Origin of the sequence: Pseudomonas sp. KBW05, assembly GCF_003852405.1 — a bacterium.
Taxonomy (GTDB): Bacteria; Pseudomonadota; Gammaproteobacteria; order Pseudomonadales; family Pseudomonadaceae; genus Aquipseudomonas.
This window is the reverse complement of the sequence record NZ_QAJM01000019.1, coordinates 67,452-93,702: the sequence shown is the minus strand read 5'-3', so window position 1 is coordinate 93,702 and position 26,251 is coordinate 67,452. Positions and strand designations below refer to the sequence as shown.

Here is a 26,251-nt window from a genome sequence, read left to right as displayed (position 1 = left end):
GCTTACAGACCGTGGGCCATGGCTTTGTCGATCAGCCAGTTCAGCGATGGGCCGCGGTCGCTGGTCACTTCCACCGGGCGGCCGGCGTAGGTGCTGTCCAGCGGCGCGTCAGGCTTGATCTGCACGCGGATGTCGGAAGACAGGTCGGCGCTGTTCAGGCTGGTGCTGCTGACGATGGTGCCGGTGCGGGTCTGTTCTTCGTCGGCTACCTGGAAGCTCACCTGAGTGCCTGGACGCACGTCGGCGAACTGGCGATAGGTGAAGCGCGCTTCCACATTGGCTTGGCTGCCACGTGGCACCAGTTGGAAGATCACGTCGCCTTTGTTGGCGTATTGGCCGTCGGCGACCATTTGCTGGGCGACCACGCAGTCGCATGGCGAAGTCAGGGTGCCGGTCATTTGCTTGCCGAACAGTTCTTCAACCTTGGCCGGTTGCAGTTGGTCTTCGTCCAGGTGGCCCTTGAGCACATCCAGCATGCTGGTGCTGAAGGTCGCCAGCGGTGCGCCTTTGGCGGCAATCGCGTCACCTTTGAGCAGGCTCTGCACGGTGCCGTCGCGGGGCATGGTCACGTTCATGCCGGGCACGCTGACCAGGCCGGCCTGGGCGTGGCTGACGAAGTACATGCCGTACACCGACTTGAAGACGAAACCGAACGCGGCGAGGCCGACAATGAAGATGCCCGCGCTGAACACCACGGCACGCAGGCGGCCGAAGGCGGTCATGCCGCTGCCGCTGTCCTTGACCTTGCGCGCCTTGGTGAAGTTGTCGCGTTGCAGGGTCGCCAATACTTCGCCCATGGACACGATGTCACCGGACAAGTGCGAAGTGATCAGGTGGCGCAGGGTGGAAATATCCTGCTGCTCCAGGTTCTGGAACTGGCAACCGGTGCGGCCGCTCTGGCGGTCGTGGGAGCGGATTTGCAGCTCCACGTCCATCGCCAGGCCAAGGTTATCGATCACGAATTGCAGGCGGCCCTTGTGCACTTCGCCGACGTTCAGCGGCTGGGTGGCGGTGAACGCCAGGCCGCCGGCAGACAGGTCGATCACCCGCGCTTCGGTGGGTTTGCCGTCATTGCCGAAGAAGCGCAGCTTGGCCGGGATTTTGACCCGCGCATGTTGGCGCTGGGCTTCGGATTCGTGGACAACGTTGACGTTTGCTTGGCTATTCATGGTGTGTAGTTCCTAGTTAATTCAGGCTTGGCAGGGTCAGACCATCATCAGCAACACGGCGACGAAAATGCTGCCGGCGGAGAAGGTCATGGTCCGAGACGACCAGGTGTTGAACCAACGTTGAAAGCTGGCCAAATCGCGGGTCAGTTTGGTGTCCTGGCGGGTCCAGGACTGTTGATCAAGGCGGAAGAACACGTAGATCTTCACCAGCGCGCCCATGATCTGGTTGTAATAGAGAATCACCGGGTACGCCGGGCCGATCTTGTGGCCGGAGCACGACAGCAACAGGGTGAGGATCAGGCGGGTGATGCCGATCCACAGCAGGTACGCGAGGATGAAGGCGCCGCCGTATTTGAAGGTGGCGATGATCGCCACTGTCAGGCCGAGCAGGGAGGTCCACATCGACACGCGCTGGTCGAACAGCACCACGCTGGTGAACAAACCCAGGCGACGTACACCCAGGCCGAGGGCGCGGGAGTTCTGGCGCAGGTTGTTGCCGTACCAGCGGAACATCAGCTTGCGGCTGGCCTTGATAAAGCTCTTTTCCGGCGGGTGTTCCACGGTATTGATCGCGGCGTCGGGCACGTAGAAGGTGTCGTAGCCCAGGCGCATCAGGCTGAACCAGCTGGACTTGTCGTCGCCGGTAAGGAACTTGAAGCGGCCCAGGCGCCAGTGTTGCAGCGAGTCGCTTTCGACGTCGGCGATGAAGTCCGGGTCGGTGACCACGCTGGCGCGGAACACCGACATGCGCCCGGTCATGGTCAGCACGCGCTTGGACAGGGCCATGGAGCACATGTTGATATGGCGTTGGGCGAAGCGCAGCTTGTGCCACTCGCTCATGATGTAGCCACCGCGTACTTCACAGAATTCGTTGGTGGTCAGGCCACCGACGTTGCCGAACAGCTGGAACCACGGCACGGTCTTGCGCACGACGCCTTCGGCGAGCACGGTGTCGCCATCGATCACGGCCACCACGGCGCGGTCATCCGGCAAGTGGCGGGAGATCGCACGGAAGCCGAAGGCCAGGCCGTCGCGCTTGCCGGTACCGGCGATGCGCACGAAGTCGAGCTTGACGTGCTCAGGCGGGTTCATGCGTTCCCAGAGGCTTTTCACCAGCAGCTCATCGGACATTTCCACCAGCGAGCAGACCACGGTGGTGGGGAAGCCGCATTCGATGGCTTCGCGGATCACCGAGCTGTAGACCTGCGCGGTGGTCAGCGCGTCGATACGGAAACTGGTGACCATCAGGAACACGTGGGACGGGTCGGCGGCCTTGCCCAGCTTGCGCACTTTACGGCGCAGGTGCGGGTAGACCACGTACAGGAACAGCATGCCGCGAAAGAAATGCGTAGCACCCATCGAGTAGCGCCAGATGCCGACGGCGCCAATCAGGAAAATAAAATTCTTCGACTCCGAGTCGAACGTACTCGCCGGCAACAACAGGGCGAGTCCCATCAGCAGGCTGAGAAAGAACAGCCAGCCGGCGGATTGCAGCAGTACATGTTTTAACTTGGACATAAGCGTCATCCGAAGGTGATGAAGGCTCCAGGCGGCGCGCGCTGGGGATGGAAACGCGCGCCGCCGGGAACTTGCCGTTGCTGTTACCAGCAAATGCCTTCGGTGCGACCGGTCGTGCAGGTGGCCTTGGACATGAAGCCCACCAGGTCGATCACTTGCTTGCCGTGCGGGGCGTTCTGCGCCAGGGCGCGGAATTTCTCGTCACGGTTGCCGAGGATGATCACGTCGGAGTTGTTGATCACATCATCGAAGTCCGAGTTGAGCAGGGACGACACATGGGGGATCTTGCCTTCGATGTAGTCCTTGTTCGCGCCGTGGACACGGGCGTACTCGACGTTGCTGTCGTAGATGCTCAGGTCGAAACCCTTGCCGATCAGCATCTCGGCCAGTTCCACCAGCGGGCTTTCACGCAGGTCGTCGGTGCCGGCCTTGAAGCTCAGGCCCAGCAGGGCGACTTTGCGCTTGTCGTGGCTGTTGACGATGTCAAAGGCGTTTTGCACCTGGGACTCGTTGCTGCGCATCAACGAGTTGAGCAGCGGCGCTTCCACGTCCAGGGAGCTGGCGCGGTAGGTGAGGGCGCGCACGTCTTTGGGCAGGCACGAACCGCCGAAGGCGAAGCCTGGGCGCATGTAGTACTGGGACAGGTTGAGGGTCTTGTCCTGGCACACCACTTCCATCACTTCACGGCCATCGACGCCGACGGCCTTGGCGATGTTGCCGATCTCGTTGGCAAAGGTGACCTTGGTGGCGTGCCACACGTTGCAGGTGTACTTGATCATTTCGGCGACGGCGATGTCCTTGCGGATGATCGGCGCGTCGAGTTCTTCGTACAGCGACTGCAGGACATCGCCGGAGGCTTTGTCGAATTCGCCGATGACAGTCATCGGTGGCAGGTCGTAGTCGGCGATGGCGGTGGATTCGCGCAGGAATTCCGGGTTGACCGCCACACCGAAGTCGACGCCGGCTTTCTTGCCGGAGCAGTCTTCGAGGATCGGGATCACCACGTTGGCCACGGTGCCGGGCAGCACGGTGCTGCGCACCACGACGGTGTGGCGGGTGGACTTGTCACGCAGGACAAACCCGATTTCGCGGCACACGGCTTCGATGTAGTCGAGTTCCAGGTCGCCGTTTTTCTTGCTCGGCGTACCGACGCAGATCATCGACAGGTCGGTATCGCGAATGGCGTCGGCGAAGTTGGTGGTGCCGCGCAGTCGGCCGGTTGCAATACCCTGGCTCAACAGTTCACCCAGACCTGGTTCAACGATCGGCGATTTGCCTGCATTGATCAGGTCGATCTTGTCCTTGGAGATGTCTACGCCGACCACTTCGTGGCCACGGGCAGACAGGCAACCGGCACACACTGCGCCAACGTAACCGAGACCAAATATGCTGATGCGCATCGCATTTACCTCTTTAATATTCATGCCAATAATTGGCCGGAGTTCATGTTTGCAAGCGTCACTGATGCCACGAAAGTTGGGCGAATAAACGCCGACTTACCGTGTGCAGGCATGTTGAATAACGAGTGACTAACTATTGCACTCAAGTTGTGCGCAACTTGGCCTTGTTATTGGGGCTTGCCCTCAAATGCAGCCGGCCTTCCTGGGGGAAGGGCCCGGCGCCAGTGCCGCAGGGTCTTGATAGAGGCTTTAAGCCCTTAAATATCAATACCTTGGGTGTCATCACTGACACATTTGGGTAAGCGCTGCCTTGGCCTATAGGGGATAGCAATTAATCCTTATCGCTGCCCTCAACTCATATCAGTTGATGATGTGACCCATGAGTCAAAGTTGCTGGGGCAACTTCGCTACTTCCTTGGGTCGCTGTGTAAGTTATCTCCTACAGAAACAGAGAATTTCGTTACCGGTGGTATGAGCCGCCCATTTTGACGAAGTTCCAGCCCGCTCATCCTGTTTCCAGAAATTTCTTGAAATATGAGTAAAGATGGCACTGGTACTATATTGATAGCACTTGCTATTTGGGCCTGTAGTTATGGGGAGTTGGTGCGCGGGGATAGTTTTGTGCCACTAGTGTTTGAAAAAAGTGGTGCCACTACGAAAAAAAATGACGAATGTCGAGTGAAAGAATTGTTAGGAGTACGTCAAAATGTTTTTTGACGCCAAATTAATGGCGATCCAGAGGCTGAAATGCGATCAAAACTGTGGGAGCGGGCTTGCTCGCGAATGCGGTGTGTCAGCCAAGAATCTATCGACTGACACGCCGCATTCGCGAGCAAGCCCGCTCCCACATTTGGATCTCATTGTCTGAAGCCGGCGGGTTTGGCTTTATTCCGGTGCGTGATCGCGCAAAAACACCAGCTTGTCCGGCTTGGACTGCTCCGCATTGAAGCGATAACCCTGTACGTCGAATTCTTTCAGCTTGGCCGGGTCGTTGATGCGTTCTTCAATCACAAAGCGGCTCATCATGCCCCGGGCCTTTTTGGCGTAGAAGCTGATGATCTTGTATTGGCCGTTCTTCAAGTCCTTGAACTCGGTGTTGATGATCCGCGCGTTCAGGGCCGTGCGCTTGACCGCCGAGAAGTACTCGTTGGACGCCAGGTTCAGCAGCACGTCGTCACCTTGCTCGGCCAGCGCTTCGTTCAGCCATTCGCTGATGCGCGTGCCCCAGAAGGCGTAGAGGTCCTTGCCACGGGCGTTGGCCAGCTTGGTGCCCATCTCCAGGCGGTACGGCATCATCAGGTCCAGGGGACGCAGCAGGCCGTAGAGGCCCGAGAGCATGCGCAGGTGGTCCTGGGCGTAGCTGAAGTCGGCGTCGCTGAAGGTCTGGGCATTCAAGCCGGTGTACACGTCGCCCTTGAACGCCAGCAGCGCCTGCTTGGCGTTGGCCGGGGTGAACGCAGGGGTCCAGCTGCCGAAGCGGGCGGCGTTGAGGCCGCCGATCTTGTCGGAGACATGCATCAGCTCGCTGATTTGCGCCGGGCTGAGTTCGCGCAGTTGCTCGATCAGTGCCTGGGAATGATCCAGGTACTGCGGCTGGGTAAAGCGTTCGGTTGCAGGCGCGGTCTCGAAATCGAGGGTCTTGGCGGGGGAAATCACCGTCAGCATGAAGTCGTCTCCTTAAATCGTGCGGGGATTCTAGGGGGTTGGGCGTTTTGACTCCACCTATGATGGCGATAGGCACGATCCGTTATGATGGCCGGTAACTCTGGAGAGGAAGATCCTGCGTGCGAATAGCGCTTTTATTATCGGCATGCCTGCTATGCCTGAATGTCCAGGCCGCCCCGGCAGATGTGGCCAGCCTGGACCGTGGCACCTGGCCCGAAAAACTCAGCAGCCCAGCGCTGTTCGACGTGGCCTCGCGCGCAGAAATCCTCATGTTCGCCCACAGTCTGCTGGCCAGCGAAGCCCAGGATGAAACCGCCCTCAAGCAGCGCCTGGGGTTGAAGATCGTCAACCTGGCGGCCATCGATGACTTGCGCCGCCAACTCTGGCAGCGCCTGTTGGAGAACTACACCTTCGCCCAGCAGAGCTGCGAGGAGGACGCCTCGTTCTGCTACCTGGTGGAGAACATGGACGACTTGCGCGAGCAGGCCGGCAAGTTCGAGGTCAGCGAAAATTCTTTCTATATAGGTTGGGCGGCCCCCAGCCATGCCTTTCATGAACGCTATCTGGATGAACTGCTGCGCAAGGCCGCGCTGTTTCCGCAGATCAGCAGTGAAATCGCGCGTTTCGGCGACCACGAGCGCAATGGCGATGAATTCAACGACCGCCTGTTCCTGCTGACATTTGATGGTGGCCCCGCGCCGGTCAGTGGCTATACCGACTGGCTCGCCGACTACCTGCGCAAGCAAAAGATGAACGCCACCTTCTTTGTCCTCGGCAGTAGCCTGCAAACGCGGGTAGAGCGCAGTTCCGCCGCCGATGTGCAGGCGTTGTACCAGGGCCAGTGCGTGGGCACCCAGGGTTGGCAGTACCGCTCACACAGCCACTGGGTCGATTGGCAAAGCTCGATCACCCGCAGCGCCTCGCTGGCGCAGAACCTGATGCCGGAAAACTATGTACCGCTGTTCCGCCCGCCGTACGGCCAGCGCCGCGCCGACAGCCAGGGTTTCTTCCAGTCCCAGGGCTTGCAGGTGGCGTTGTGGGACATCGATTCCCAGGACGAACCGGGCAAGCTCAAGGCCGATGAGTCGGCGCAGCGGGTGCTGACGCTGATGTTGCTGTGGCGCAAAGGCGTGATTGTGTTTCACGACACCCAGGACAAGGCGCGGGTCGCATTGCCGCAGTTGATGCAGGCGACGGCACAGAGTGGCTTGGGTTGGCAGGACTGCCGCGAGGCGTTTCGCTGAAGTGCCCGGCCCTGTTGGGTGCGGGGCATTTTTGGGGTGATTTTGTGCGACAAATCGATGCAGGCGGACTTCCGACTTTAACGGGGTGCATGGCACTCGGCTAGTGCTATTCGTCATCCTGAAAAATAAACTTCAAAAAAGCGTCAAAGTGCTTTTTCCTGTCACATGTTTTGCGGTATTACGAAGTCAGATCGCCGAAACCTGCAACACAGGTGGCGTCTTTCAAGACTCCTCATGTGGGCATGCACTTGACGTCCCTCAGGTGCATTCGGTGGTCGAATCGAGGCGCAGCACCGCCCAGGTATTGCGTCGACTGGCTCCCACAAAAGGTGACCGAGTATGGATGATCATGGACGCACCCCTTCTTCCGACCAGCCAATCCTTTATGTGCTTGATACCAACGTATTGATCCACGATCCAAACGCACTGCTCAATTTTGAAGAACACCACGTCGCCATCCCGATGATCGTGCTTGAGGAACTCGACAAACTCAAAAGCGGGCACCACAGCGTTGCCGCCGAATGCCGCCAGGCGATCCGCCTGATCGACAAGACCCTGGGCGAAGCATCGCCGGAGGACGTTGAAGTCGGCGTACCGATCCAGCGTGGCAAAAGCGGGCCCAAGGGCTTGCTGTCGATCCTGATGAGCAAGGGCCGCGAGCCCAACAGCCTGCTGCCGGAAAACCTCAACGACAACAAGATCATCAACCAATTGATCGACCTGCATGCGCGTGACAAGGACCTGCGCGTGGTGCTGGTGACCAAAGACATCAATATGCGCCTCAAGGCCCGTGCGTGTGGGATCGCGGCCGAGGATTACAGCACCGACCAACTGGTCGATGACGTGTCGATGCTGTCCCGTGGTTATCACATGATTACGGGTTCGTTCTGGGACCGCGTCAGCAAGGTTGAAACCCGGCAGGACCATGGCCGTACCTGGCACCAGGTGCAGCTGATCGAAAACCTGCCCGCCGTGCATATCAATGAATTCATCGTCGATGAACAGGGCTTCGTGGGCTGGATCAAAGAGATCCAGGTCGACAAGCTGCTGATCCTCGACCTGCATCAGGAACCCCTGTTGCACCAGGAAGCCTGGGGCCTGAAACCGCGTGACATCTACCAGAGCCTGGCGCTGTACGCGCTGCTCGACCCGGACATCCACCTGGTCAACCTGACGGGCGCCGCCGGTTCCGGCAAAACCATCCTCGCTCTGGCTGCCGCCATCGAGCAGACCATGGTGACCAAACGCTATCGCCGTATCATTGCCACCCGCAGCGTGCAGGGCCTGGACCAGGAAATCGGCTTCCTGCCCGGCACCGAGGCAGAAAAAATGGAGCCGTGGCTGGGGGCGATCACCGACAACCTCGAAGCCTTGCACATGGATGACGAAAACACCCATGGCAGCGTCGACTACATCCTCAGCAAAGTGCCGTTGCAGTTCAAATCCCTCAACTACATCCGGGGTCGCAGCTTCCAGCAAAGCCTGATCTTGATCGATGAATGCCAGAACCTCACGCCGCACCAGATGAAAACCATCATCACCCGTGCCGGCGCCGGTTCCAAAGTGGTGTGCCTGGGCAACCTGGCACAGATCGACACCCCTTACCTGTCCGCGACCAGCTCCGGGCTGACGTACCTGACGGAACGCTTCAAGGACTTCCCGAACGGCGTGCATATTGCGCTGCAGGGTGTGCCTCGTTCGATCTTGGCCGAATACGCCGAGTCCCATTTGTAAACGCGGTCAAAAATGTGGGAGCGGGCTTGCTCGCGAATGCAGGGTGTCAGTCGCTGGATGTATTGGCTGACACACCGCATTCGCGAGCAAGCCCGCTTCCACACAAGCTCTCTCCACATATTGATCAGTGTTGGGTTTACAATCGATGCTCCTGATCAGGAGTATCCCTGTGCTGACTCATCTCGATTCCCAAGGTCGCGCCCACATGGTCGACGTCACCGACAAGTCCGTGACGTTCCGTGAAGCGGTGGCCGAAGCCCGGGTGCGCATGCTGCCCGAGACCCTGCAAATGATTGTCGACGGCGCCCATCCCAAGGGTGACGTGTTCGCCGTGGCCCGCATCGCCGGGATCCAGGCGGCGAAAAAAACCAGTGATCTGATCCCGCTGTGCCACCCGTTGATGTTGACGGGCGTCAAGGTCGAACTGAGCGCCGATGGCGCAGACTCGGTGCACATCCTGGCGCGCTGCAAACTCTCCGGGCAGACCGGCGTGGAAATGGAAGCGCTCACCGCCGCCAGTGTCGCAGCATTGACGATCTACGACATGTGCAAGGCCGTGGACCGCGGCATGACCATCGAAAGCATCCGCCTGCTGGAAAAGCTGGGCGGCAAGAGCGGGCACTTCAAGGCGGACCAGGCATGAGCATCAACGTATTGTTTTTCGCACGCTACGCCGAAGCGGTGGGTTTTGACTCGCTGGAGGTGGAAGGTGATTTCGCCACCGTCGATGCCGTGCGCCTCGCGCTGGCCAGTGATCCGGAGTTTGCCGTACTCAATGAAACCAGCCTGATGTGCGCGCGCAACGAAGAGTTGTGCAGCCTTGATGAGCCGGTGCAAGCGGGTGACGAAGTGGCGTTCTTCCCACCGGTGACCGGAGGCTGAGCATGGCCATTCGAGTGCAGGCCCAGGCGTTTGATCCGGGTGCAGAAGTGAATGCGATGCATGCGGCCAATGTGGGTGTGGGCGCGGTAGTGAGTTTTGTCGGCTATGTGCGCGACTTCAACGATGGACTGGATGTGGCGGGGATGTTCCTGGAGCACTATCCGGGCATGACCGAAAAGGCCTTGGCCAAGATTGCGGTCGAGGCAGAGCAACGCTGGCCGTTGCTCAAACTGGAAGTGTTGCATCGCATTGGCGCGCTGGAACCGGGGGAGCCGATTGTGTTTGTAGGCGCCGCCAGTGCCCATCGCCAGGCAGCGTTTGATGCCTGTGCATTTGTGATGGACTACCTGAAGACGCGGGCGCCGTTCTGGAAGAAAGAGCACACCAGTGAAGGTCCGCGTTGGGTGGAAGGGCGTAGCAGCGACCACACCGCGGCTGACCGCTGGAAATAGCGGGTCGAACACAAAACCAAATGTGGGAGCGGGCTTGCTCGCGAATGCGGAGTGTCAGTTGATACATTCATCACTGATACACCGCATTCGCGAGCAAGCCCGCTCCCACATTTTTTACCGCATTTCAGCTTTAAGCAGGGCGTTTGCGTTCTACTGCGCGCAGCAAGTGCGTCGGCGGCGTCTCGCAGCTGATCTTGCGCCCCAGCAACGTCTCGATCGACGGCAACTGGTACGAGTCATCTTCCCCGGCAAAACTGATCGACACACCCGCAGCTCCGGCACGGCCAGTACGGCCAATACGGTGCACGTAGTCATCCGGCACTTCCGGCAGGGTGAAGTTGATCACGTGGCTGATGCCATCAATGTGAATCCCACGACCCGCCACATCGGTAGCCACCAACACACGAATCTTGCCTTCGCGGAAGCCTTCCAGCGTCTTGATGCGCTTGTGCTGCGGCACGTCACCCGACAATTGCGCGGCGTTGACGCCATCACGCACCAGGCGCTCTTCGATGCGGCGCACTTCGTCCTTGCGGTTGGCGAACACCATAACGCGCTCCCAACCATTGTCGTTGACCAGGTTGTAGAGCAGCTTGTACTTGTCGGCACCGGCCACGGCGTAGATGTGTTGCTCGACGTTTTCGCTGGCGACGTTTTCCGCTTCGATCTCGACGATGGACGGGTCGGTGGTCCACTGCTTGGCGAGGTTCATCACGTCTTCGGTGAAGGTCGCGGAGAACAGCAGGGTCTGGCGCTCGTTTTTCGGCGGGGTCTGGCGAATGATCTGGCGTACTTGTGGGACAAAGCCCATGTCGAGCATGCGGTCGGCTTCGTCCAGCACCATCACTTCGACCATGTCCAAATGCACGTCGCCGCGCTGGTTGAAGTCCAGCAGGCGGCCCGGGGTGGCCACCAGGATGTCGCAGTGGCGGGCTTCGAGGTGCTTGAGCTGCTTGTCGAAGTCCATGCCGCCGACGAACGTCATGACGTTGAGGCCGGTGTACTTGGTCAGGTCGGCGGCGTCCTTGGCGATCTGCACCACCAGCTCGCGGGTCGGGGCGATGATCAGCGCGCGCGGTTCACCCATGTAGCGCTCTTTTGGCGGCGGCGTTTGCAGCAGCTGGGTGATGATCGAGATCAGGAACGCGGCGGTCTTGCCGGTGCCGGTCTGGGCGCGGCCGATGGCGTCTTTGCCGGCCAGGGTGAAGCCCAGCACCTGCGCCTGGATCGGCGTGCAGTACGGGAAACCCAGGTCCTGGATGGCGTGCATCAGTTCCGGGGCGAGTTTGAAGTCGTGGAAGCGGGTCTTGCCTGCCTGGGGCTCGACGACGAAGTCTTCGAGTTTCCACGGGATTACCGGCGGTTTTGGCGCACGTTCGCGGCGTGGCTTGGGGGCCGGCGCTGCTTCTTTTGCCGGTTCAGGCGCGGTCACCGTAGGCGTCGTCGGCTGGGCGACAGGCGCAGTCCGTGCGGGCTGTTGGCCGTCATGGCGGCTGCCGGCAGTCGGGGCAGGAGCACTGGGAACAGGCGCGAGCGGCTCGGCCTCGCTTTTGCCGAACATCTTCTTGAGTGCTTCGAGCACGGTGATCTCATTAATTGGTTAAGGAATGTACGCCGGCCAGTGTAATGCAAGAAACGGGCGCGGCGTAGTGCGTCTGTCATACGGCTACATAAACTTAGGTTTCAGCCCAGGCGTGCGGTCAACCAAGTGCTGATATCGCGGATTTCCTCGGGTAACACTTCGTGGCCCATTGGGTATTCCTGCCATGTCACGGTGACACCACGGCTCTTCAAATGCTCATAGGCGCTGCGGCCCATGGCGTTTTGCACCACGTCGTCGTACTGGCCGTGCAGGCACAGGGTCGGAATACGCTGTTGGCTGGCGGATAACTCCAGCTCATCGCTGAAGGTCGGCGCATAGGTGGAGAGCGCAATCACGCCACCCAAGGCACCTTGCCATTTGGTAAACGCCGTGTGGAAAACCACCGCGCCACCCTGGGAAAAACCGGCGAGAAAAATCCGCGAAGCGTCTATCCCGCTGCTTTTTTGTTCCTTGATCAAATCGGTAACCATTTTTGCCGATTCTTCCAACTCTTCCAGGCTGATGGAACGGGCCGGGCTCATGGCCTTGATGTCGTACCAGCTGGGCATCTCGTAGCCGCCATTAATAGTCACCGGACGGGTCGGCGCCTGGGGCAAAACGAAACGGGTGCTCAGCAAGCTTTCCTGCAGGGCTTCGGCCACCGGCAGGAAGTCGTAGCGATCGGCACCCAGGCCATGCAACCAGATTACGCAGGCGTCTGCGGGCTTGGCGGGCTGAAGAATCAAGGGTTCGGTCATGTCTGCTCCATATATGTGCGCGCGCTCCGATTGGGTGCGACGGAACGGTGCGCGACAGGTTGATCTGTTAAGAGAATGTCGCAAGGTTGAATCTTTTGCTCTTGATAGTGGGCTGAAACGACTCAGCCATCACTCTGGTACGCGCCTTGCTATGTGTAGGTCGATGTCAGAACTATCCCAGGCCGGTAACACTATCAGTGACTGCCGTTGTGGGATAGCCGCTGGAATTACCGCGAAAGCCTCATGCTGCTTGACCCTAAAAAAAGCCAACACGGGTCGATATCGCCTCATAAGGGTGCGCAGAGGTTTTAGCTCCGACACAACAAGAGCAACTGGAGGTTTGAATGAAGGTATTGAAATCCACCCTGGCCATCGTGACTGCGGCGGCTGTATTGGGTGTCAGTGGTTTCGCCCAAGCCGGCGCCACCCTGGATGCCGTGCAGAAGAAAGGCTTTGTGCAATGTGGCGTGAGTGACGGCCTGCCGGGTTTCTCGGTGCCGGATGCCAGCGGCAAGATCCTCGGGATCGACGCTGACGTGTGCCGTGCTGTTGCCGCTGCCGTATTCGGCGACGCGACCAAGGTCAAATTCAGCCAGTTGAACGCCAAGGAGCGTTTCACCGCGCTTCAGTCGGGCGAAGTCGACATCCTGTCCCGCAACACCACCATGACCAGCTCCCGCGATGCCGGCATGGGCCTGAAATTCCCAGGCTTCATTACCTACTACGACGGTATCGGCTTCCTGGTTAACAACAAGCTGGGCGTGAAAAGTGCCAAGGAACTGGACGGTGCAACCATCTGCATCCAGGCCGGTACCACCACCGAGCTGAACGTTTCCGACTACTTCCGCGGCAACAACCTGAAATACACCCCGATCACCTTCGACACTTCCGATGAAAGCGCCAAGTCGCTGGAATCCGGGCGTTGCGACGTGCTGACCTCCGACAAGTCCCAGCTGTTCGCCCAGCGCAGCAAGTTGGCGTCGCCGAAGGACTACGTGGTCCTGCCGGAAACCATCTCCAAGGAGCCGCTGGGCCCGGTCGTGCGTAACGGCGACGACGAGTGGCTGGCCATCGTGCGCTGGGTTGGCTACGCCATGCTCAACGCGGAAGAAGCCGGTATCACGTCGAAAAACGTTGAAGCTGAAGCCAAGTCCACCAAGAACCCTGACGTAGCCCGTCTGCTGGGTGCTGATGGCGAATACGGCAAAGACCTGAAAGTGAAGAAAGACTGGGTCGTACAGATCGTCAAGCAAGTCGGTAACTACGGCGAAGTGTTCGAGCGCAACCTCGGCAAGAGCACCCCGCTGGAAATCGACCGTGGCCTGAACGCGCTGTGGAACAACGGCGGCATTCAATACGCACCACCTGTGCGCTGATCGCTGATGGTTCTATCACCCGGTGGGCCAACCGCCGGGTGATGTTCTGTTCCATTATTTCCGGGGCACTTCATGCAAAATCAAATCGGCGCACCCAAGCAGAAGCTCAGCTTCAGCGATCCCAAAGTGCGTGCGTGGCTCTTCCAGATCATCACGATTGTGGCGGTGGTCTCGCTGGGCTGGTACCTCTTCAACAATACCCAGACCAACCTTCAGCACCGGGGCATTACCTCGGGTTTCGACTTTCTTGAACGCAGTGCCGGCTTCGGCATCGCGCAGCATTTGATCGACTACACCGAATCGGACAGCTATGCCCGGGTGTTTGTGATCGGCTTGCTCAACACCCTGCTGGTTACCGTGATCGGCGTGATCCTCGCGACCCTGCTGGGATTCATCATCGGCGTGGCGCGGCTGTCACCGAACTGGATGATCAACAAGCTGGCAACGGTGTATGTGGAAGTGTTCCGCAACATTCCGCCGCTGCTGCAAATCCTGTTCTGGTATTTCGCGGTGTTCCTGACGATGCCGGGGCCGCGTAACAGCCATAACTTCGGCGATACCTTCTTTGTCAGCAGCCGTGGCCTGAACATGCCGGCTGCGCTTGCCGCCGACGGTTTCTGGCCGTTTGTGGTCAGCGTCGTGGTGGCCATCGTGGCAATCGTGCTGATGGCGCGGTGGGCCAACAAGCGTTTTGAGGCGACCGGCGTACCGTTCCACAAGTTCTGGGCCGGCCTGGCACTGTTCATCGTGATCCCGGCGTTGTGCGCCTTGATCTTCGGTGCACCGCTGCACTGGGAAATGCCCAAGCTGCAAGGCTTCAACTTTGTCGGCGGCTGGGTACTCATCCCCGAACTGCTGGCACTGACCCTGGCACTGACCGTCTACACCGCCGCGTTTATCGCCGAGATCGTGCGGTCGGGCATCAAGTCCGTCAGCCACGGCCAGACCGAAGCCGCGCGCTCCCTGGGCCTGCGCCCTGGGCCGACGCTGCGCAAGGTCATCATCCCGCAGGCCCTGCGGGTGATCATTCCGCCGCTGACCAGCCAATACTTGAACCTGGCGAAGAACTCGTCGCTGGCCGCCGGTATCGGTTACCCGGAAATGGTTTCGCTGTTTGCCGGCACGGTGCTCAACCAGACCGGCCAGGCCATCGAGGTTATTGCCATCACCATGAGCGTGTACCTGGCGATCAGCATCAGCATTTCCCTGCTGATGAACTGGTACAACAAGCGCATTGCGCTGATCGAGCGGTGAGGAAACCTGCATGAGTACGCATACTTTCAAACCTGATATGCCGCCGCCGAGCAAAGTGTTCGGCCCGGTGGCATGGATGCGCGCCAACCTGTTTTCCAGTTGGCTCAACACCCTGCTGACGTTGCTGGCGTTCTACCTGGTCTACCTGGTGGTGCCGCCGATCCTGCATTGGGCGATCCTGGACGCCAACTGGGTCGGCACCACACGCGCCGATTGCACCAAGGAAGGCGCCTGCTGGGTGTTTATCCAACAGCGCTTCGGGCAGTTCATGTACGGCTACTACCCCGGCGACCTGCGCTGGCGCGTGGACCTGACCGTGTGGCTGGCCATCGTCGGCGTGGCGCCGTTGTTCATCTCGCGCTTCCCGCGCAAGGCGATCTACGGCCTGGGCTTCCTGGTGCTGTACCCGATCATCGCGTTCTTCCTGTTGCACGGCGGCATCTTTGGCCTGACCAACGTGGCGACCAGCCAATGGGGCGGCCTGATGCTGACCCTGGTGATCGCCACCGTGGGTATCGCTGGCGCGTTGCCGTTGGGCATTGTGCTGGCACTTGGGCGGCGTTCGAACATGCCGGCGATTCGTGTGGTCTGCGTGACCTTCATCGAATTCTGGCGAGGCGTGCCGTTGATCACTGTGCTGTTCATGTCTTCGGTGATGTTGCCGTTGTTCCTGCCCGAAGGCATGGGCATCGACAAGCTGCTACGGGCGCTGATCGGTGTGATCCTGTTCCAGTCGGCCTACGTGGCCGAGGTGGTGCGCGGTGGCTTGCAGGCGATTCCCAAAGGTCAGTACGAAGCGGCCGCAGCGATGGGCCTGGGTTACTGGCGTTCGATGGGCCTGGTGATTCTGCCGCAAGCCCTGAAGATGGTAATCCCCGGCATCGTCAACACGTTTATCGCGCTGTTCAAGGACACGAGCCTTGTGATCATCATCGGCCTGTTCGACCTGCTCAACAGCGTCAAGCAAGCCGCCGCCGACCCGAAATGGTTGGGCATGGCCACTGAAGGCTACGTGTTCGCCGCCCTGGTGTTCTGGATTTTCTGTTTTGGTATGTCGCGCTATTCCATTCATTTGGAACATAAGCTCGACACAGGCCACAAGCGTTAGGAGTTGTTGTTATGAGCGAAGCAATCAAACAGCCTGTGAGCCCTGAAGGCATTATCCAGATGCAGGGCGTCAACAAGTGGTACGGCCAGTTCCACGTGTTGAAAGACATCAACCTCAACGTCAAGCAGGGCGAGCGTATCGTGCTGTGCGGACCGTCCGGTTCGGGCAAGTCCACCACCATCCGCTGCCTCAACCGCCTGGAAGAACACCAGCAGGGCCGCATCGTGGTGGACGGTGTGGAGCTGACCAACGACCTCAAGCAGATCGAAGCGATCCGCCGCGAAGTCGGCATGGTGTTCCAGCACTTCAACCTGTTCCCGCACCTGACCATCCTGCAGAACTGCACGTTGGCGCCGATGTGGGTGCGCAAGATGCCCAAGCGCAAGGCCGAGGAAATCGCCATGCACTACCTGGAGCGCGTGCGCATCCCGGAGCAGGCTCACAAGTTTCCGGGCCAGCTCTCTGGCGGTCAGCAACAGCGTGTGGCGATTGCCCGGGCGCTGTGCATGAAGCCGAAAATCATGCTGTTCGATGAGCCGACCTCGGCACTCGACCCAGAAATGGTGAAGGAAGTACTCGACACCATGATCGGCCTGGCCGAAGACGGCATGACCATGTTGTGCGTGACCCACGAAATGGGCTTTGCGCGCACCGTGGCCAACCGTGTGATTTTCATGGACAAGGGCGAGATCGTGGAGCAGGCGGCGCCGAATGACTTCTTCGACAACCCGCAGAATGACCGGACCAAATTGTTCTTGAGCCAGATTCTGCATTGATCGATGTGTGAACAAATAAACCCGGCCTGGCGCCGGGTTTATTTTTTGGGGCTAGGATGCTTTGAGTGCCTCAGCGTCGCTGTTCACTGTGTAGGTAAAGGCGCCGCGCAAATCGGCGCCTTCTGCCAAGGCTTTTGCGTCCGCCAGCAAATGCGGGTGACGATCCAGCAAGCGCATCAGTAACACCAAGGTTTTGGGGGCAGGCAGTTCACCGCGTTCGTAACGTGAGAAGGCGTTGTGACCGCCACCGGAGAGCATCTCCACGGCCTCTTTCTGAGTAAGGTGCAGTTTGCGGCGGATGCGCTTCATCTCTGTGCCGATCATTTTTCGGGCTGCAACGACGAGTTCATCGCCCGCTTCTCCAAAACGGTCGGCGCTATCTGTATCCGGATCCCAAAAGCCGTCTCCACATACATGACATTCCCAGCCGGAAAGATTATCCACCCGACGCTCCATGCCTTTGACACTAATGGTTTCACTGCGACCCTCGAAGTAGTGCAGTGCGTCGGGTGCGCCGCAGATATAGCAAAGCTCTGGTTCTTTCATTGGCTTTTCTCCTTGAAGGAGATCACCGGTGGCCTACCGTCTGCGCGGTAAGTCACCTTGATGTAAATCTCCCGGCCTTTCGAGTGGGTGTGGTACACGCCTGCCAGACTCGATGGTCCCCATAAGTGGTCATCGATTTGTACAGCATCCAGTTTTGTAACTCATAAATGACGTCTTGCATTTGCTCGATGCTGAAGCGCAGTTCCCAACCGCACTTTTGTGCTGACTGTGTAAAGGCGCTTCTCCCCAGCCGCCTCACATCCGCCTTTATCACCGCCAAATCGTAATGAGGTGTGTACTTTTCCATAAGACACCTGAATCCAATAATTACCCTCAAAGGGTAATTTTACCAATCGAAAATACTGCTCCATTTACCGCTTAAAAAACCTAGTGCGTTGCTCTTGTAGGCGCGTCCGAATAGGCTGTGGGACTTTTCAACCAGTGATCAGGGCAAGCGCCCATCCCTCTGCCGGCGTTTGATCCATGACCTCTGAAACCAAGCTTGAAGAACTGTTGATCGACGCCGAAGCCGACGACGAAGTGGTGGAACACCTCCCGCCAGTGGTGAACCGCCCGTGGTTGTTGATCGTGGGACTGGTCCTGGTGGCAATGAACCTGCGTCCGGCGCTGTCGAGTCTTTCGCCGCTGCTCAGCAAAGTGTCCGACAGCCTGGGACTGTCGGCGGCCAAGGCCGGTTTGCTGACCACCTTGCCGGTGCTGTGCCTGGGGCTGTTCGCGCCGCTGGCGCCAATCCTCGCGCGACGTTTTGGGGCGGAGCGGGTGGTGTTGGGGATTCTGCTCACGCTGGCCACAGGCATCATCCTGCGCAGCTCGTTTGGCGAGGCAGGGTTGTTCGCCGGGAGCCTGATCGCAGGCGCCAGCATCGGCATCATCGGCGTGTTGCTACCGGGCATCGTCAAGCGAGATTTCGCCAAGCAGGCAGGCACCATGACCGGTGTCTACACCATGGCCCTGTGCCTGGGCGCGGCGGTGGCGGCAGGGGCGACGGTGCCCCTGAGCCAGTATTTCGATGACAGTTGGAATATCGGCCTGGGATTCTGGATTGTGCCTGCCGTGGTAGCGGCGTTGTTCTGGCTGCCTCAGGTCGGGCACAAACAGGGTACTCACCGGGTTGCCTACCGCGTGAAAGGGTTGCTGCGTGATCCGCTGGCCTGGCAAGTCACTTTGTACATGGGCCTGCAATCGTCGTTGGCCTACATCGTGTTTGGCTGGCTGCCGTCCATCCTGATCGGCCGCGGCCTGAGTGCCACGCAGGCGGGGTTGGCGCTGTCGGGTTCGATCATCGTGCAGTTGATCAGCTCCCTCGCCGCGCCGTGGCTGGCCACCCGTGGCAAGGACCAGCGCCTGGCCATCGTGGTGGTGATGCTGCTGACCCTCGGCGGTTTGTTCGGTTGTCTGTACGCGCCCATCGAAGGGCTGTGGGGTTGGGCGATTCTGCTTGGCCTGGGCCAGGGTGGCACCTTCAGCCTGGCGCTGACCTTGATCGTGCTGCGCTCACGGGACTCCCGTGTGGCGGCCAACCTGTCGAGCATGGCCCAGGGGTTCGGCTACACCCTGGCGTCCATGGGGCCGCTGGCGGTAGGCGTCCTGCATGACTGGACCGGTGGCTGGGGAGCCACCGGTTGGGTTTTCGCGGTGATCGGCGTCGGTGCGATTGTCACGGGTTGCGGGGCGGGTCGCGCCGGGTACGTCGGCGTCACCAGCGAAAAGGTCTGATTACAGGTACACCACTTCCAGCGTCGCGGAGCCGTCCATGGGTGTCTCTACGCTCAGTTCCAGGTTCTGCCTGGCATTGATAACCGCTTCCAGAGTCAAGGTACTTGTCAGGTTCCGGATGGCCGAAGGCCCGGCGGTGCTGCCCGCCACATCGGTAAAGCCCAGCAAGCTGCGTGAACCGATGTCGATGGGGTTGGTATTGGACGTACGCCAGGCCACGCCGCCGGTGGTCGACTCGGTGCCATAGGCCACTGCCAAGTCGTCGGCCACGGTTTGCTTGGGGTCGAATTTGACCGAGTACACGCCAATCCGGTTGCCTGCGCTGTCCAGGCCCAGGCCGTAGTAGATCTCGCTGTTGACGTGGGCCGTGCCGTCTCGGTTGTCGGCCATGCGCAGGGCATAGCGGCCGGGGGCATTGCAACTGACGGTCAGGGTCAAGGACTTGAGTGGCAGCCGGGTGCCCGTGGCCTGGTTGAGGTCCTGCTGGGAAATCTTGCCGAAGTCGATCAAGCCACCGCCGGACAGCACCGGGGTGCAGGCCATGGGCGTGATCAGGCCGCCGACGGTCAGTTCGGCGGTAAAGCCGGCATGGGCGGGTATGACATAGGCAAGCCCGGCCACTGCAATCAGCAACGTTTTCATGGTTCAACTCCTATAGGTACTTCATGGTCAGGGTCATGGACCCGTCGATGGGAATCTCCTCGGCCAGGGGCAGCGTATTGGCCGGCGCGATGCTGGGCTCGATGGACAGGGATGCTGTCAGTAGCTTTATCGGTGCAGGCACCGGCACCGTCTGGGTGGGGGTGAATGCGGTCAGAAAGTGCGGCGACAGCAACCTCACAGGTGCCCACGAAGCGGGGCCACTGGAGCCGATGGGGTGCATCTGGACGCCGTCGGCCACCACTGAGTAGACGCTCAATGTCATGGAGCCCAACCGGGTGACGCCATTGATCAACCCCAGGCCGAACTTGAAACTCTGATCGCCGGCATAACTGGAACCCAGACGATTGTCCCGGGGTTCCAGGGCCAATAGGGTGGAGGCTTCGCAGTTGATCGCCAGTTGCAGGCTGTGGGGCGGTAGAGCGGTAGGTGTATCGAGCTTCAGCTCGCTGGCGGCGATTTTGCCCAGGTCGTACAGGCCGCCATTGGACAGGCTCGGTTCACAGGCACTGGGGGTGACCAGGCCGGTGACATTGAGGTCAATACCGGAAGCTGCCTGGGCTGTGTTGACCCAGGTAAAGACAGCGAGGGAGATCAGCAAGGGTTTCATTTCGCGTACCTATAGATAGATGATTTCGAGGGTGCCTGAGCCGTCCAGGCGGACCTCATGGCCCAGGTCCAGCGAGCCCAGGGGGGCGATCACGGCCTCCAGGCTCAGCGTGGCATTGAGGTTCTGAATCGCGCTGGGACCGCTGGTACTGCCGGAGGTGGCGCTGAAGCCCAGGTAGCGGTTGGCACCGACTGCCGCGATGCGCGCGCTGGCACTGCTCCAGGGCAGGTCACCGCTGGCGGAGTCGGTGGAAAAAACCGGGCCTGAGCTGTCGGCCGTGATCCGGGTCGGATCGAACAGCAGCCGGTAACGCCCGATTTTCTGCTGTCGGGCGTCCAGGCCCAGCCCGTAGGCGCTTTCATCGGCGATACCGGTGGCAGAGCCCTGGCGGTTGTCCTGCATGCGTAAGGCGAATGCCGTGGGCCCATCGCAGATGACACTGAGCGATAGCGCCCTTGGCGCCAGGGCGGTGTCTTTGTCCATGCTCAGGTCGCTGACTGACAGCTTGCCCAGTTCCACATGGCCGCCATTGGACAAGGTGGGCGTACAGGCTGCAGGAGCAAAGCGTGCCAATAGACGCAGTTCCCGCGAACGCCCGGCGGCGAGGGCCTCGAACAGCCCGGCGGTGTCCCAGGTCACGGCGTCGCGCACCTGTGTGGCCGCCTCGCTGGCCCAGGCGCTGGCGTCGATCTGCAATGACAGGTTGCGCCCCGTTACCACGACGCCACCCCGCATCGGCACGACGCCATGGTCCGGCGGCCAAGGCAGTTGCGCGCCGGCCGTGGAGGGCGCCTGGCCCGGGCCCGCAATCTGGCCAAGCTCCACCGCCTGACCATCCAGCACCGCATCGCTGACTCGCAAACCGTAAGTGCCGCGCTCGGTAAAGCGGAATCGCTCGGGCCCGGCGCCGGGCCCTCGATAGAACAGGCTCAGATCGCTGGGGTGCGGGCAGTTCAGCGTGAGACTGATCCGCCGCTCTCCCAGCCATCGCTCCGCCGCCGGGGCCAAGGCCGTGGCGCGGTTCATCAGGCCGAAGTCCAGCTCTGCCTGGCTGAGGTTGAGCTGGCATTCGTCCGCCCCCCAGGCACCGGCACTCATCACCAGGACCAAAGGATACAGCAGGTGTTTCAGGCCCATGACTGGACTCCTCATGACGGGTGGCACCGGGCCGGTGCGGTTTCGAAATACACCTCGGGGTCGGCGTTTTCCGGCAATTGGAACTCCAGGCGGCAGCGGGGCTGTCCCGGCGGCTTCACCCAGAGCGGGCGCGGGTCCAGCACATCGGGCAGGAACACTTGGCTGCCTTCCTGCACCAGGGTGACGAACTCACCTTCAGCGGTGCTGACGGTGGCGCCCCTTGGGATTGGCTGGCCACTGTCGGTGGTGATGTTGAGCAACGCACGGCGGGTGAGGGCCACGCCGAACTGCACCTTGTCCACCGCCCCGCGCCCGGCGGAGATCACCGCCAGGCCGTTGTGGATATCGGCATTGCGCGGCAGCGAGCGGGTTTGTACTTCCACCGGGCTGCGGCCATAGGCGCTGACCTGCGGCACCACGGCCTGGCCTTGCCAATCGGTCCAGACCGGGCCACTAGGGGTGCTGACCTTGACCCCGGACATCTCGCCCACCGACATCACGGCGAAGGTGTCGCGCACCGGGTAGGGCGAGAAGGTCACGCCCTCGCCATGCACCACCACGCCGCCACGAGCTCCGCCCTGGTAGCTGGAGCGCTCGTCGTCGCTGCGGGTGTAGTTGAAGTCCAGCTGGCTGTACCACGGCAAGGCCGATACGCCGAGCGACGACTCCACCTCGCGGTCGCGACTGTCGCGTTCCACCCCCACCCGGTAGCTGAGCTGGTCGTTGAGTTGCTCGCTTACCCCTGCGCCAAGTCGATGTTCACCGCCAGTGTGGCGAGCCCAGGCACGTCCTCGACGGCTTTCGCCCAGCGGTACACTCAGGTTCAGGTAGACACTGTTGTCGTTCTGCTGGCGCCCCCCCACTTGCCACTCGGCGCTCGCCGACACGGTCACCCGGCCAAAACTGCTGCCCCAGGAGGCGAGCGCACGGCTGCTGCTCTCACCGTTGTACGACGCCGTCCGCGAGACGCCGGCGCTGAACGCCCCCAGTGTCGGATGTGCCCACGACGCGGTGAAACTTTGCTGGTCGCGGTAACGCGAACGCTGCTGGTCGTGGCTGTTGCCGACGTAGGTGGAGTCTTCCAGGTCGCGGTAGCCTTGGGAGCGCCACGAGCCGCTGGTACTCAGCGACCAGCTGTCGTTCAGGCGCTGGGACCAGGAAAGGTCGGTCTGTACCCCGCGATCACGCCCCTCGCGGCTGGCCTCGGCGGCCTGGGTGGTGAACTGCAACTGGCTGTCCTGCCAGGGCAGCCAACCCAGGTTCACGCCAATGGCACGATACGCATCGGCCATCAGCACCCCACCGCCCACGCTGACTTGCGGGTGCACCGTGCCGCTCCAGCCGGCGCTGACTACCCAAGGCTCCTTGCCGTCGCTGTTGCCAATCTGGCGCACGCGGCCGGCGGCCATCGAATAGCCTGGCGCCGGCAATCCCAGGCCGAGCATGCCGGCGGGCACGGTGAAGCGGCGCTCCTCGCCGGTGGTTTCCTTGACCGTGACTTCCACGTCGGCGCGGCTGTTCAAGCGTCGCACATCGGTCAGGGCGAATGGGCCGGCGGGTACCACGGTTGAGTGGATCAGTGCGCCGTTCTGGCGTACCTCCACCTGGGCCGGGCTGTTGGCGATACCGGTAATGGTTGCACCCTGGTTCTGGTCCTGCAGCGCCGTTTCGGTCAGCACCTGGGCACCGGTGATCTGCGTGCCGGCCAGTACCGGGTTGTAGAGGCTGATCTGACCCGCCTGCAACACTGCCCGCTGTTCAGCGAAGGTGCGTTGGGCGTAGGCGTCCAGGTGCGTGGTGCGCGAGCGGCTGTCCTGCCAGGTCTTTACCTGGCGGCTGCGCACGATCCAATCACCGGCGTTGAAACCCACTTCCGTATTGGCCGAACCGAAGCGACTAGTGCTGTCGCCGAACTCGTTGTAGAGACCGGTCAGGTCGTAGTTGAGCAGGCCGGCAAAGCCGCCGGTCTGGTAGCCGGAGATGTCCTGTTGCGCTGGGCGCAAGGCGTCGGTCGGTACGACCAGGGCCAGGCTCAGGCTGGCGGGGTCTTGCTCGATCACGGTCTGCGGGAAGCGTTCGGTAAAGCGATGGCAGGTCGGGGGGCCGTCGTCATCGGGCACGATCAGGTTTGCGGCATCCAGCAGTGTGCGGTTGAAACACAAGCGACCCTGTGGCTCGAAGGTCACATCCACCCGGCCACGGCGCTGGCCGTTGACGTTCAGGTTGACGGCGTGCCGGCCCGAGGCAAAGCGCGGTGCCTCCAGCAGCAGGTTGGCCAGTTCCGGGTCGATGCCGCGTCTCGACAGGGTTTGGGGGTCGAAGGAGCCGGCGATCAGGTCATCATGGGCCCGTGCCTCTCCCATGGGCAGTGCACTGCCCAACGCCAGGGCCAGCCCCGCCAGAATATAAGGTGCCGGGCGTGGTGAAACGCCAGGCACGGCGCCGCCGTCGCGGTCAGTCATAGCTGTGCTCACAAGGTCGTACTCAACAGTTGGCGGCCCGCTCACTCTGTGGTGAGTCAGGCCTGATGGTGGCGTTGGCAGGCCACTCTTTTTTATAGGGTGATGGGTGCTTCGTAGGGCGCCACGGCAAAGCCGTAGACCGTGGCCGGCTGCAACTGCACACGGTTCGCACCGCTGCCGCTGGCCGTCACCTTCAGGGTTTCACCCGGCAGCACGTACGTGCGTGGCAACAACGCCGAACCGCCACCGGGCAACAGCTTCAATTCCTGGGCCAGGCGTACCACGTAGGGAGTCGGGTTACTGACGCTCAGTTGGTCGCTGCTCAAGCGCCATTCCAAGCCGGTCCACGGTGTGCGATTGGGCGCCAGGCCCTTGGGGTGCAGAATGACTGGCAGGTTCTGGCGTACGGTGACACCCACCCGCGCATGTCCGGCCAGTGCTGCGGCACGCCCCTGGGGCAAGCCTTCGAAAATCACCCGTTTCAAGCGCTGGGTGGTCAGGGGCTCGGGTGATTGCAGGATGAAGCGGATCAGTTGGCTCTTGGTCGGCTCGACCCGCGCCAGGGGAGGCGTGACGAACAGCAGCGAAGCCTTGTCTTCGGGGATATCTTCGAGGGTGACGTGCAACAGGGCCAGCTTGTCGTCGGTGTTGGTGACGGTGACCGACGCTTCACCTTCGGCTTCATTGACGATTACCACCGAGGTGTCGGGCACCATGCCATCGGCCAGTACCAGCGCAGGCGCGCCGGATGCCAGAGCGAGTGAGGCGAGGTAAATGCCGGCGTAGCGCAGGTACGTGAACAGTCGAGTCAATAAGGGTAGGGGAGTCATGGCTACAGATACCTCAGGTCAAGCACGATGGAGCCGTCCAGGGGCACCTCCTGCTTGAGGGTCAGATAGGCGGCGGCGTTGATGGCCGTGTTGACTTGCAATGTGGCCGTCAGCAGCCGGTGCGGCTCCGGCACCAGCGTGCCGGGATGGGCAAAGCCCATGTAGTTGTTCGGGTAGGCGTTGGATTCCGGAAACCAGGTCAGGCCCTGATTGCTGGACGCCAGCACCAGCACTCGCTCGCCATCGCCCATGACTTCGCGAAACGCCAGTGACACTGTGCCCAGACGTTCAGTGGGTGCATGGATGTTGGTACCCAGGCCGTAATAAAAACCCGGGCCCAACGAAGAGTCGGCACGGTTGTCCATGCCGACCAATACGAACAGCACCGGCTCGTTGCAACTCACCGTCAGGTCCAGGGCCTGGGCGGGCAGGGTGCTGTACTCGTATTGATTGAGGTTGCGTGCCGGTACCCTGCCATGGTCGACGATGCCGTTGGCCGACAGCGTGGGGGAACATGCACTGGGCGTGATCAAGCCCGTGACGTTCAGTTCAGTGCTGTACGCTGCCAGCACCGACGAGCCGACGCTGAGCAGATAAAACAGGGCAAGAAGGCGTGAAGGGACGTGCTTCATGGAAAAGGTTCACCGGTTGCCTGGTTCAGTGGTCTAGGCGCGGCAACAGCAGGAAGGGCTGCCGTTGCACGCTTCTGGGGTTACAGGTAGCGCACGGTGATGGTCACCGAGCCGTCGATGGCGGCTTCGTTGGTCAGGGTCAAGCCACTGGCTGGGGCGATCTTGGGGCTGACATACATTTCTGATGTCAGCACCTGAACCGGGATCGGCGCATCGGCGCTGGTGTTGGCGACCGAGATCAGGTTCTCGGGCATCAGGTAGGGCTCAGTGAACCAGGTGACACCGCCGTCTTCGGAACCGATGGCCTTGACCGCCACGCCATCGGCAATAGGCGAGCTCAGTCGCAGGGTCATGGCGCCGAGTTTTTCGGTGTCATTGATCAAGCCCAGGCCGAATTCCATCATGTCGTTGCCGTGGTTCGACCCGGCGCGATTGTCGTCGGCGTCAAGGGCCATCAGGGTCGCCGCGTCACAGGTGACGGTGAGCTGCAGGGATTGCACAGGAAGGAAGGTCACCCGATCGATGTTCAGGTCCTTGGCCGAGATCTTGCCGTAGTCCACGGTCCCGCCGTTGGACAGTGCCGGCGTGCAGGCGCTTGGGGTGATCAGGCCCTTGACCGTCAGGTCGACACTGGACGCGGCAACCGCAGTGGCGCTGCTGGCGGCCAGCAGGGCGACGGCGACGGATTTGAGTACGGTGTTCATGGTGAAGCTCCAGAT

Annotated in this window: 25 protein-coding genes and 1 pseudogene; 11 read left to right on the top strand and 15 right to left on the bottom strand. The window is 60.9% G+C overall.

From position 1 onward, the window contains the following. Positions 1–2 precede the first annotated feature (2 nt). The 3 genes from DBR46_RS18855 to DBR46_RS18840 all read right to left on the bottom strand — a co-directional run bounded on the left by DBR46_RS18855 (position 3) and on the right by DBR46_RS18840 (position 4,087). Positions 3–1,169 carry an alginate biosynthesis protein Alg44 gene (locus tag DBR46_RS18855; protein ID WP_124527397.1) on the bottom strand — a complete coding sequence of 389 codons (1,167 nt, stop codon included), beginning with the start codon at positions 1,167–1,169 and terminating at the stop codon, positions 3–5. Positions 1,170–1,205: 36 nt separating this feature from the next. After that, complete coding sequence (gene alg8 / locus DBR46_RS18845; RefSeq protein ID WP_177414092.1) at positions 1,206–2,687, bottom strand: mannuronan synthase; 1,482 nt, start codon at positions 2,685–2,687, stop codon at positions 1,206–1,208. An 83-nt stretch (positions 2,688–2,770) separates the two neighbouring features. Then, positions 2,771–4,087: a nucleotide sugar dehydrogenase gene (locus DBR46_RS18840; RefSeq protein ID WP_124527395.1), complete on the bottom strand. Its 1,317-nt coding sequence runs from the start codon at positions 4,085–4,087 to the stop codon at positions 2,771–2,773. 534 nt (positions 4,088–4,621) lie between these two features. On the opposite strand from DBR46_RS18840, the gene DBR46_RS18835 reads away from it, so the two are divergent. Continuing rightward, on the top strand, positions 4,622–4,804 hold the full coding sequence (locus DBR46_RS18835) for a hypothetical protein (RefSeq protein WP_124527394.1): 183 nt from the start codon (positions 4,622–4,624) through the stop codon (positions 4,802–4,804). 168 nt (positions 4,805–4,972) lie between these two features. Here the strand turns inward: DBR46_RS18835 and yaaA are convergent, their stop codons facing one another. Further along, positions 4,973–5,752 carry a peroxide stress protein YaaA gene (gene yaaA / locus DBR46_RS18830; protein ID WP_124527393.1) on the bottom strand — a complete coding sequence of 260 codons (780 nt, stop codon included), beginning with the start codon at positions 5,750–5,752 and terminating at the stop codon, positions 4,973–4,975. Between the two features lie 119 nt (positions 5,753–5,871). Here yaaA and DBR46_RS18825 point away from each other — a divergent pair, with 119 nt between their 5' ends. The 5 genes from DBR46_RS18825 to moaE all read left to right on the top strand — a co-directional run bounded on the left by DBR46_RS18825 (position 5,872) and on the right by moaE (position 10,064). Next, positions 5,872–6,996 carry a polysaccharide deacetylase family protein gene (locus DBR46_RS18825; protein ID WP_124527392.1) on the top strand — a complete coding sequence of 375 codons (1,125 nt, stop codon included), beginning with the start codon at positions 5,872–5,874 and terminating at the stop codon, positions 6,994–6,996. 339 nt (positions 6,997–7,335) lie between these two features. Next, on the top strand, positions 7,336–8,730 hold the full coding sequence (locus DBR46_RS18820; protein ID WP_124527391.1) for a PhoH family protein: 1,395 nt from the start codon (positions 7,336–7,338) through the stop codon (positions 8,728–8,730). 169 nt (positions 8,731–8,899) lie between these two features. Beyond that, the gene (gene moaC, locus DBR46_RS18815) at positions 8,900–9,373 is read left to right on the top strand and encodes a cyclic pyranopterin monophosphate synthase MoaC (protein ID WP_017736740.1); all 474 of its coding nucleotides are present in this window, start codon (positions 8,900–8,902) and stop codon (positions 9,371–9,373) included. Further along, positions 9,370–9,612, top strand: a complete 243-nt coding sequence (gene moaD, locus DBR46_RS18810; protein ID WP_038849961.1) for a molybdopterin converting factor subunit 1 — start codon at positions 9,370–9,372, stop codon at positions 9,610–9,612. The genes moaC and moaD overlap by 4 nt, the downstream gene beginning before the upstream one ends. Positions 9,613–9,614: 2 nt before the next feature. Then, positions 9,615–10,064, top strand: a complete 450-nt coding sequence (gene moaE / locus DBR46_RS18805; protein ID WP_124527390.1) for a molybdopterin synthase catalytic subunit MoaE — start codon at positions 9,615–9,617, stop codon at positions 10,062–10,064. A 130-nt stretch (positions 10,065–10,194) separates the two neighbouring features. On the opposite strand, the gene rhlB is transcribed toward moaE, so the two are convergent. Continuing rightward, positions 10,195–11,652: an ATP-dependent RNA helicase RhlB gene (rhlB, locus tag DBR46_RS18800; protein WP_124527389.1), complete on the bottom strand. Its 1,458-nt coding sequence runs from the start codon at positions 11,650–11,652 to the stop codon at positions 10,195–10,197. Between the two features lie 95 nt (positions 11,653–11,747). Further along, positions 11,748–12,404, bottom strand: a complete 657-nt coding sequence (locus DBR46_RS18795) for an alpha/beta hydrolase (RefSeq protein WP_124527388.1) — start codon at positions 12,402–12,404, stop codon at positions 11,748–11,750. A 344-nt stretch (positions 12,405–12,748) separates the two neighbouring features. On the opposite strand from DBR46_RS18795, the gene DBR46_RS18790 reads away from it, so the two are divergent. From DBR46_RS18790 to DBR46_RS18775, 4 genes are all read left to right on the top strand, one after another. Further along, the gene (locus tag DBR46_RS18790) at positions 12,749–13,780 is read left to right on the top strand and encodes an amino acid ABC transporter substrate-binding protein (RefSeq protein WP_053254520.1); all 1,032 of its coding nucleotides are present in this window, start codon (positions 12,749–12,751) and stop codon (positions 13,778–13,780) included. 72 nt (positions 13,781–13,852) lie between these two features. Beyond that, positions 13,853–15,034 carry an amino acid ABC transporter permease gene (locus DBR46_RS18785; protein WP_124527387.1) on the top strand — a complete coding sequence of 394 codons (1,182 nt, stop codon included), beginning with the start codon at positions 13,853–13,855 and terminating at the stop codon, positions 15,032–15,034. A gap of 10 nt (positions 15,035–15,044) precedes the next feature. After that, on the top strand, positions 15,045–16,142 hold the full coding sequence (locus DBR46_RS18780) for an amino acid ABC transporter permease (protein ID WP_124527386.1): 1,098 nt from the start codon (positions 15,045–15,047) through the stop codon (positions 16,140–16,142). Positions 16,143–16,153: 11 nt separating this feature from the next. Continuing rightward, positions 16,154–16,918 (top strand): amino acid ABC transporter ATP-binding protein, encoded by a 765-nt coding sequence (locus DBR46_RS18775; protein WP_003171943.1) that lies wholly within the window; start codon positions 16,154–16,156, stop codon positions 16,916–16,918. 51 nt (positions 16,919–16,969) lie between these two features. On the opposite strand, the gene DBR46_RS18770 is transcribed toward DBR46_RS18775, so the two are convergent. Both DBR46_RS18770 and DBR46_RS18765 read right to left on the bottom strand, forming a co-directional pair. After that, a complete protein-coding gene (locus tag DBR46_RS18770; protein ID WP_124527385.1) occupies positions 16,970–17,464 on the bottom strand; it encodes a type II toxin-antitoxin system MqsA family antitoxin in 495 nt (164 codons plus the stop codon). Beyond that, a pseudogene (locus tag DBR46_RS18765) lies at positions 17,461–17,771 on the bottom strand (type II toxin-antitoxin system MqsR family toxin). The gene DBR46_RS18770 and the pseudogene DBR46_RS18765 overlap by 4 nt, the downstream one beginning before the upstream one ends. Before the next feature lie 176 nt (positions 17,772–17,947). On the opposite strand from DBR46_RS18765, the gene DBR46_RS18760 reads away from it, so the two are divergent. Beyond that, a complete protein-coding gene (locus tag DBR46_RS18760; protein WP_124527384.1) occupies positions 17,948–19,201 on the top strand; it encodes a CynX/NimT family MFS transporter in 1,254 nt (417 codons plus the stop codon). On the opposite strand, the gene DBR46_RS18755 is transcribed toward DBR46_RS18760, so the two are convergent. The 7 genes from DBR46_RS18755 to DBR46_RS18725 form a co-directional block, all read right to left on the bottom strand. Next, a complete protein-coding gene (locus tag DBR46_RS18755) occupies positions 19,202–19,843 on the bottom strand; it encodes a DUF1120 domain-containing protein (protein ID WP_124527383.1) in 642 nt (213 codons plus the stop codon). Positions 19,844–19,853: 10 nt separating this feature from the next. After that, a complete protein-coding gene (locus DBR46_RS18750) occupies positions 19,854–20,471 on the bottom strand; it encodes a DUF1120 domain-containing protein (protein WP_124527382.1) in 618 nt (205 codons plus the stop codon). A 9-nt stretch (positions 20,472–20,480) separates the two neighbouring features. After that, positions 20,481–21,608, bottom strand: coding sequence for a DUF1120 domain-containing protein (locus tag DBR46_RS18745; protein WP_124527381.1), 1,128 nt, complete (start codon positions 21,606–21,608; stop codon positions 20,481–20,483). A gap of 11 nt (positions 21,609–21,619) precedes the next feature. Next, positions 21,620–24,082 (bottom strand): fimbria/pilus outer membrane usher protein, encoded by a 2,463-nt coding sequence (locus tag DBR46_RS18740; RefSeq protein ID WP_305955601.1) that lies wholly within the window; start codon positions 24,080–24,082, stop codon positions 21,620–21,622. An 80-nt stretch (positions 24,083–24,162) separates the two neighbouring features. Beyond that, positions 24,163–24,900 (bottom strand): fimbria/pilus chaperone family protein, encoded by a 738-nt coding sequence (locus tag DBR46_RS18735; protein ID WP_124527379.1) that lies wholly within the window; start codon positions 24,898–24,900, stop codon positions 24,163–24,165. A gap of 2 nt (positions 24,901–24,902) precedes the next feature. Then, positions 24,903–25,532 (bottom strand): DUF1120 domain-containing protein, encoded by a 630-nt coding sequence (locus DBR46_RS18730; protein WP_124527378.1) that lies wholly within the window; start codon positions 25,530–25,532, stop codon positions 24,903–24,905. Between the two features lie 80 nt (positions 25,533–25,612). Further along, a complete protein-coding gene (locus DBR46_RS18725) occupies positions 25,613–26,236 on the bottom strand; it encodes a DUF1120 domain-containing protein (RefSeq protein WP_124527377.1) in 624 nt (207 codons plus the stop codon). Positions 26,237–26,251: the final 15 nt, after the last annotated feature.

What these genes read in the sequence shown, in the direction of transcription:
- DBR46_RS18755 (WP_124527383.1), bottom strand. Translation starts at nt 19,843, where the DNA reads ATGAAAACGTTGCTGATTGCAGTGGCCGGGCTTGCCTATGTCATACCC.
- DBR46_RS18735 (WP_124527379.1), bottom strand. Translation starts at nt 24,900, where the DNA reads ATGACTCCCCTACCCTTATTGACTCGACTGTTCACGTACCTGCGCTAC.
- DBR46_RS18820 (WP_124527391.1), top strand. Translation starts at nt 7,336, where the DNA reads ATGGATGATCATGGACGCACCCCTTCTTCCGACCAGCCAATCCTTTAT.
- DBR46_RS18760 (WP_124527384.1), top strand. Translation starts at nt 17,948, where the DNA reads ATGACCTCTGAAACCAAGCTTGAAGAACTGTTGATCGACGCCGAAGCC.
- DBR46_RS18730 (WP_124527378.1), bottom strand. Translation starts at nt 25,532, where the DNA reads ATGAAGCACGTCCCTTCACGCCTTCTTGCCCTGTTTTATCTGCTCAGC.
- DBR46_RS18770 (WP_124527385.1), bottom strand. Translation starts at nt 17,464, where the DNA reads ATGAAAGAACCAGAGCTTTGCTATATCTGCGGCGCACCCGACGCACTG.
- DBR46_RS18840 (WP_124527395.1), bottom strand. Translation starts at nt 4,087, where the DNA reads ATGCGCATCAGCATATTTGGTCTCGGTTACGTTGGCGCAGTGTGTGCC.
- moaE (WP_124527390.1), top strand. Translation starts at nt 9,615, where the DNA reads ATGGCCATTCGAGTGCAGGCCCAGGCGTTTGATCCGGGTGCAGAAGTG.
- DBR46_RS18775 (WP_003171943.1), top strand. Translation starts at nt 16,154, where the DNA reads ATGAGCGAAGCAATCAAACAGCCTGTGAGCCCTGAAGGCATTATCCAG.
- moaD (WP_038849961.1), top strand. Translation starts at nt 9,370, where the DNA reads ATGAGCATCAACGTATTGTTTTTCGCACGCTACGCCGAAGCGGTGGGT.
- DBR46_RS18780 (WP_124527386.1), top strand. Translation starts at nt 15,045, where the DNA reads ATGAGTACGCATACTTTCAAACCTGATATGCCGCCGCCGAGCAAAGTG.
- DBR46_RS18725 (WP_124527377.1), bottom strand. Translation starts at nt 26,236, where the DNA reads ATGAACACCGTACTCAAATCCGTCGCCGTCGCCCTGCTGGCCGCCAGC.
- DBR46_RS18785 (WP_124527387.1), top strand. Translation starts at nt 13,853, where the DNA reads ATGCAAAATCAAATCGGCGCACCCAAGCAGAAGCTCAGCTTCAGCGAT.
- DBR46_RS18750 (WP_124527382.1), bottom strand. Translation starts at nt 20,471, where the DNA reads ATGAAACCCTTGCTGATCTCCCTCGCTGTCTTTACCTGGGTCAACACA.
- DBR46_RS18790 (WP_053254520.1), top strand. Translation starts at nt 12,749, where the DNA reads ATGAAGGTATTGAAATCCACCCTGGCCATCGTGACTGCGGCGGCTGTA.
- DBR46_RS18745 (WP_124527381.1), bottom strand. Translation starts at nt 21,608, where the DNA reads ATGGGCCTGAAACACCTGCTGTATCCTTTGGTCCTGGTGATGAGTGCC.
- alg8 (WP_177414092.1), bottom strand. Translation starts at nt 2,687, where the DNA reads ATGTCCAAGTTAAAACATGTACTGCTGCAATCCGCCGGCTGGCTGTTC.
- DBR46_RS18795 (WP_124527388.1), bottom strand. Translation starts at nt 12,404, where the DNA reads ATGACCGAACCCTTGATTCTTCAGCCCGCCAAGCCCGCAGACGCCTGC.
- yaaA (WP_124527393.1), bottom strand. Translation starts at nt 5,752, where the DNA reads ATGCTGACGGTGATTTCCCCCGCCAAGACCCTCGATTTCGAGACCGCG.
- DBR46_RS18855 (WP_124527397.1), bottom strand. Translation starts at nt 1,169, where the DNA reads ATGAATAGCCAAGCAAACGTCAACGTTGTCCACGAATCCGAAGCCCAG.
- DBR46_RS18835 (WP_124527394.1), top strand. Translation starts at nt 4,622, where the DNA reads ATGAGTAAAGATGGCACTGGTACTATATTGATAGCACTTGCTATTTGG.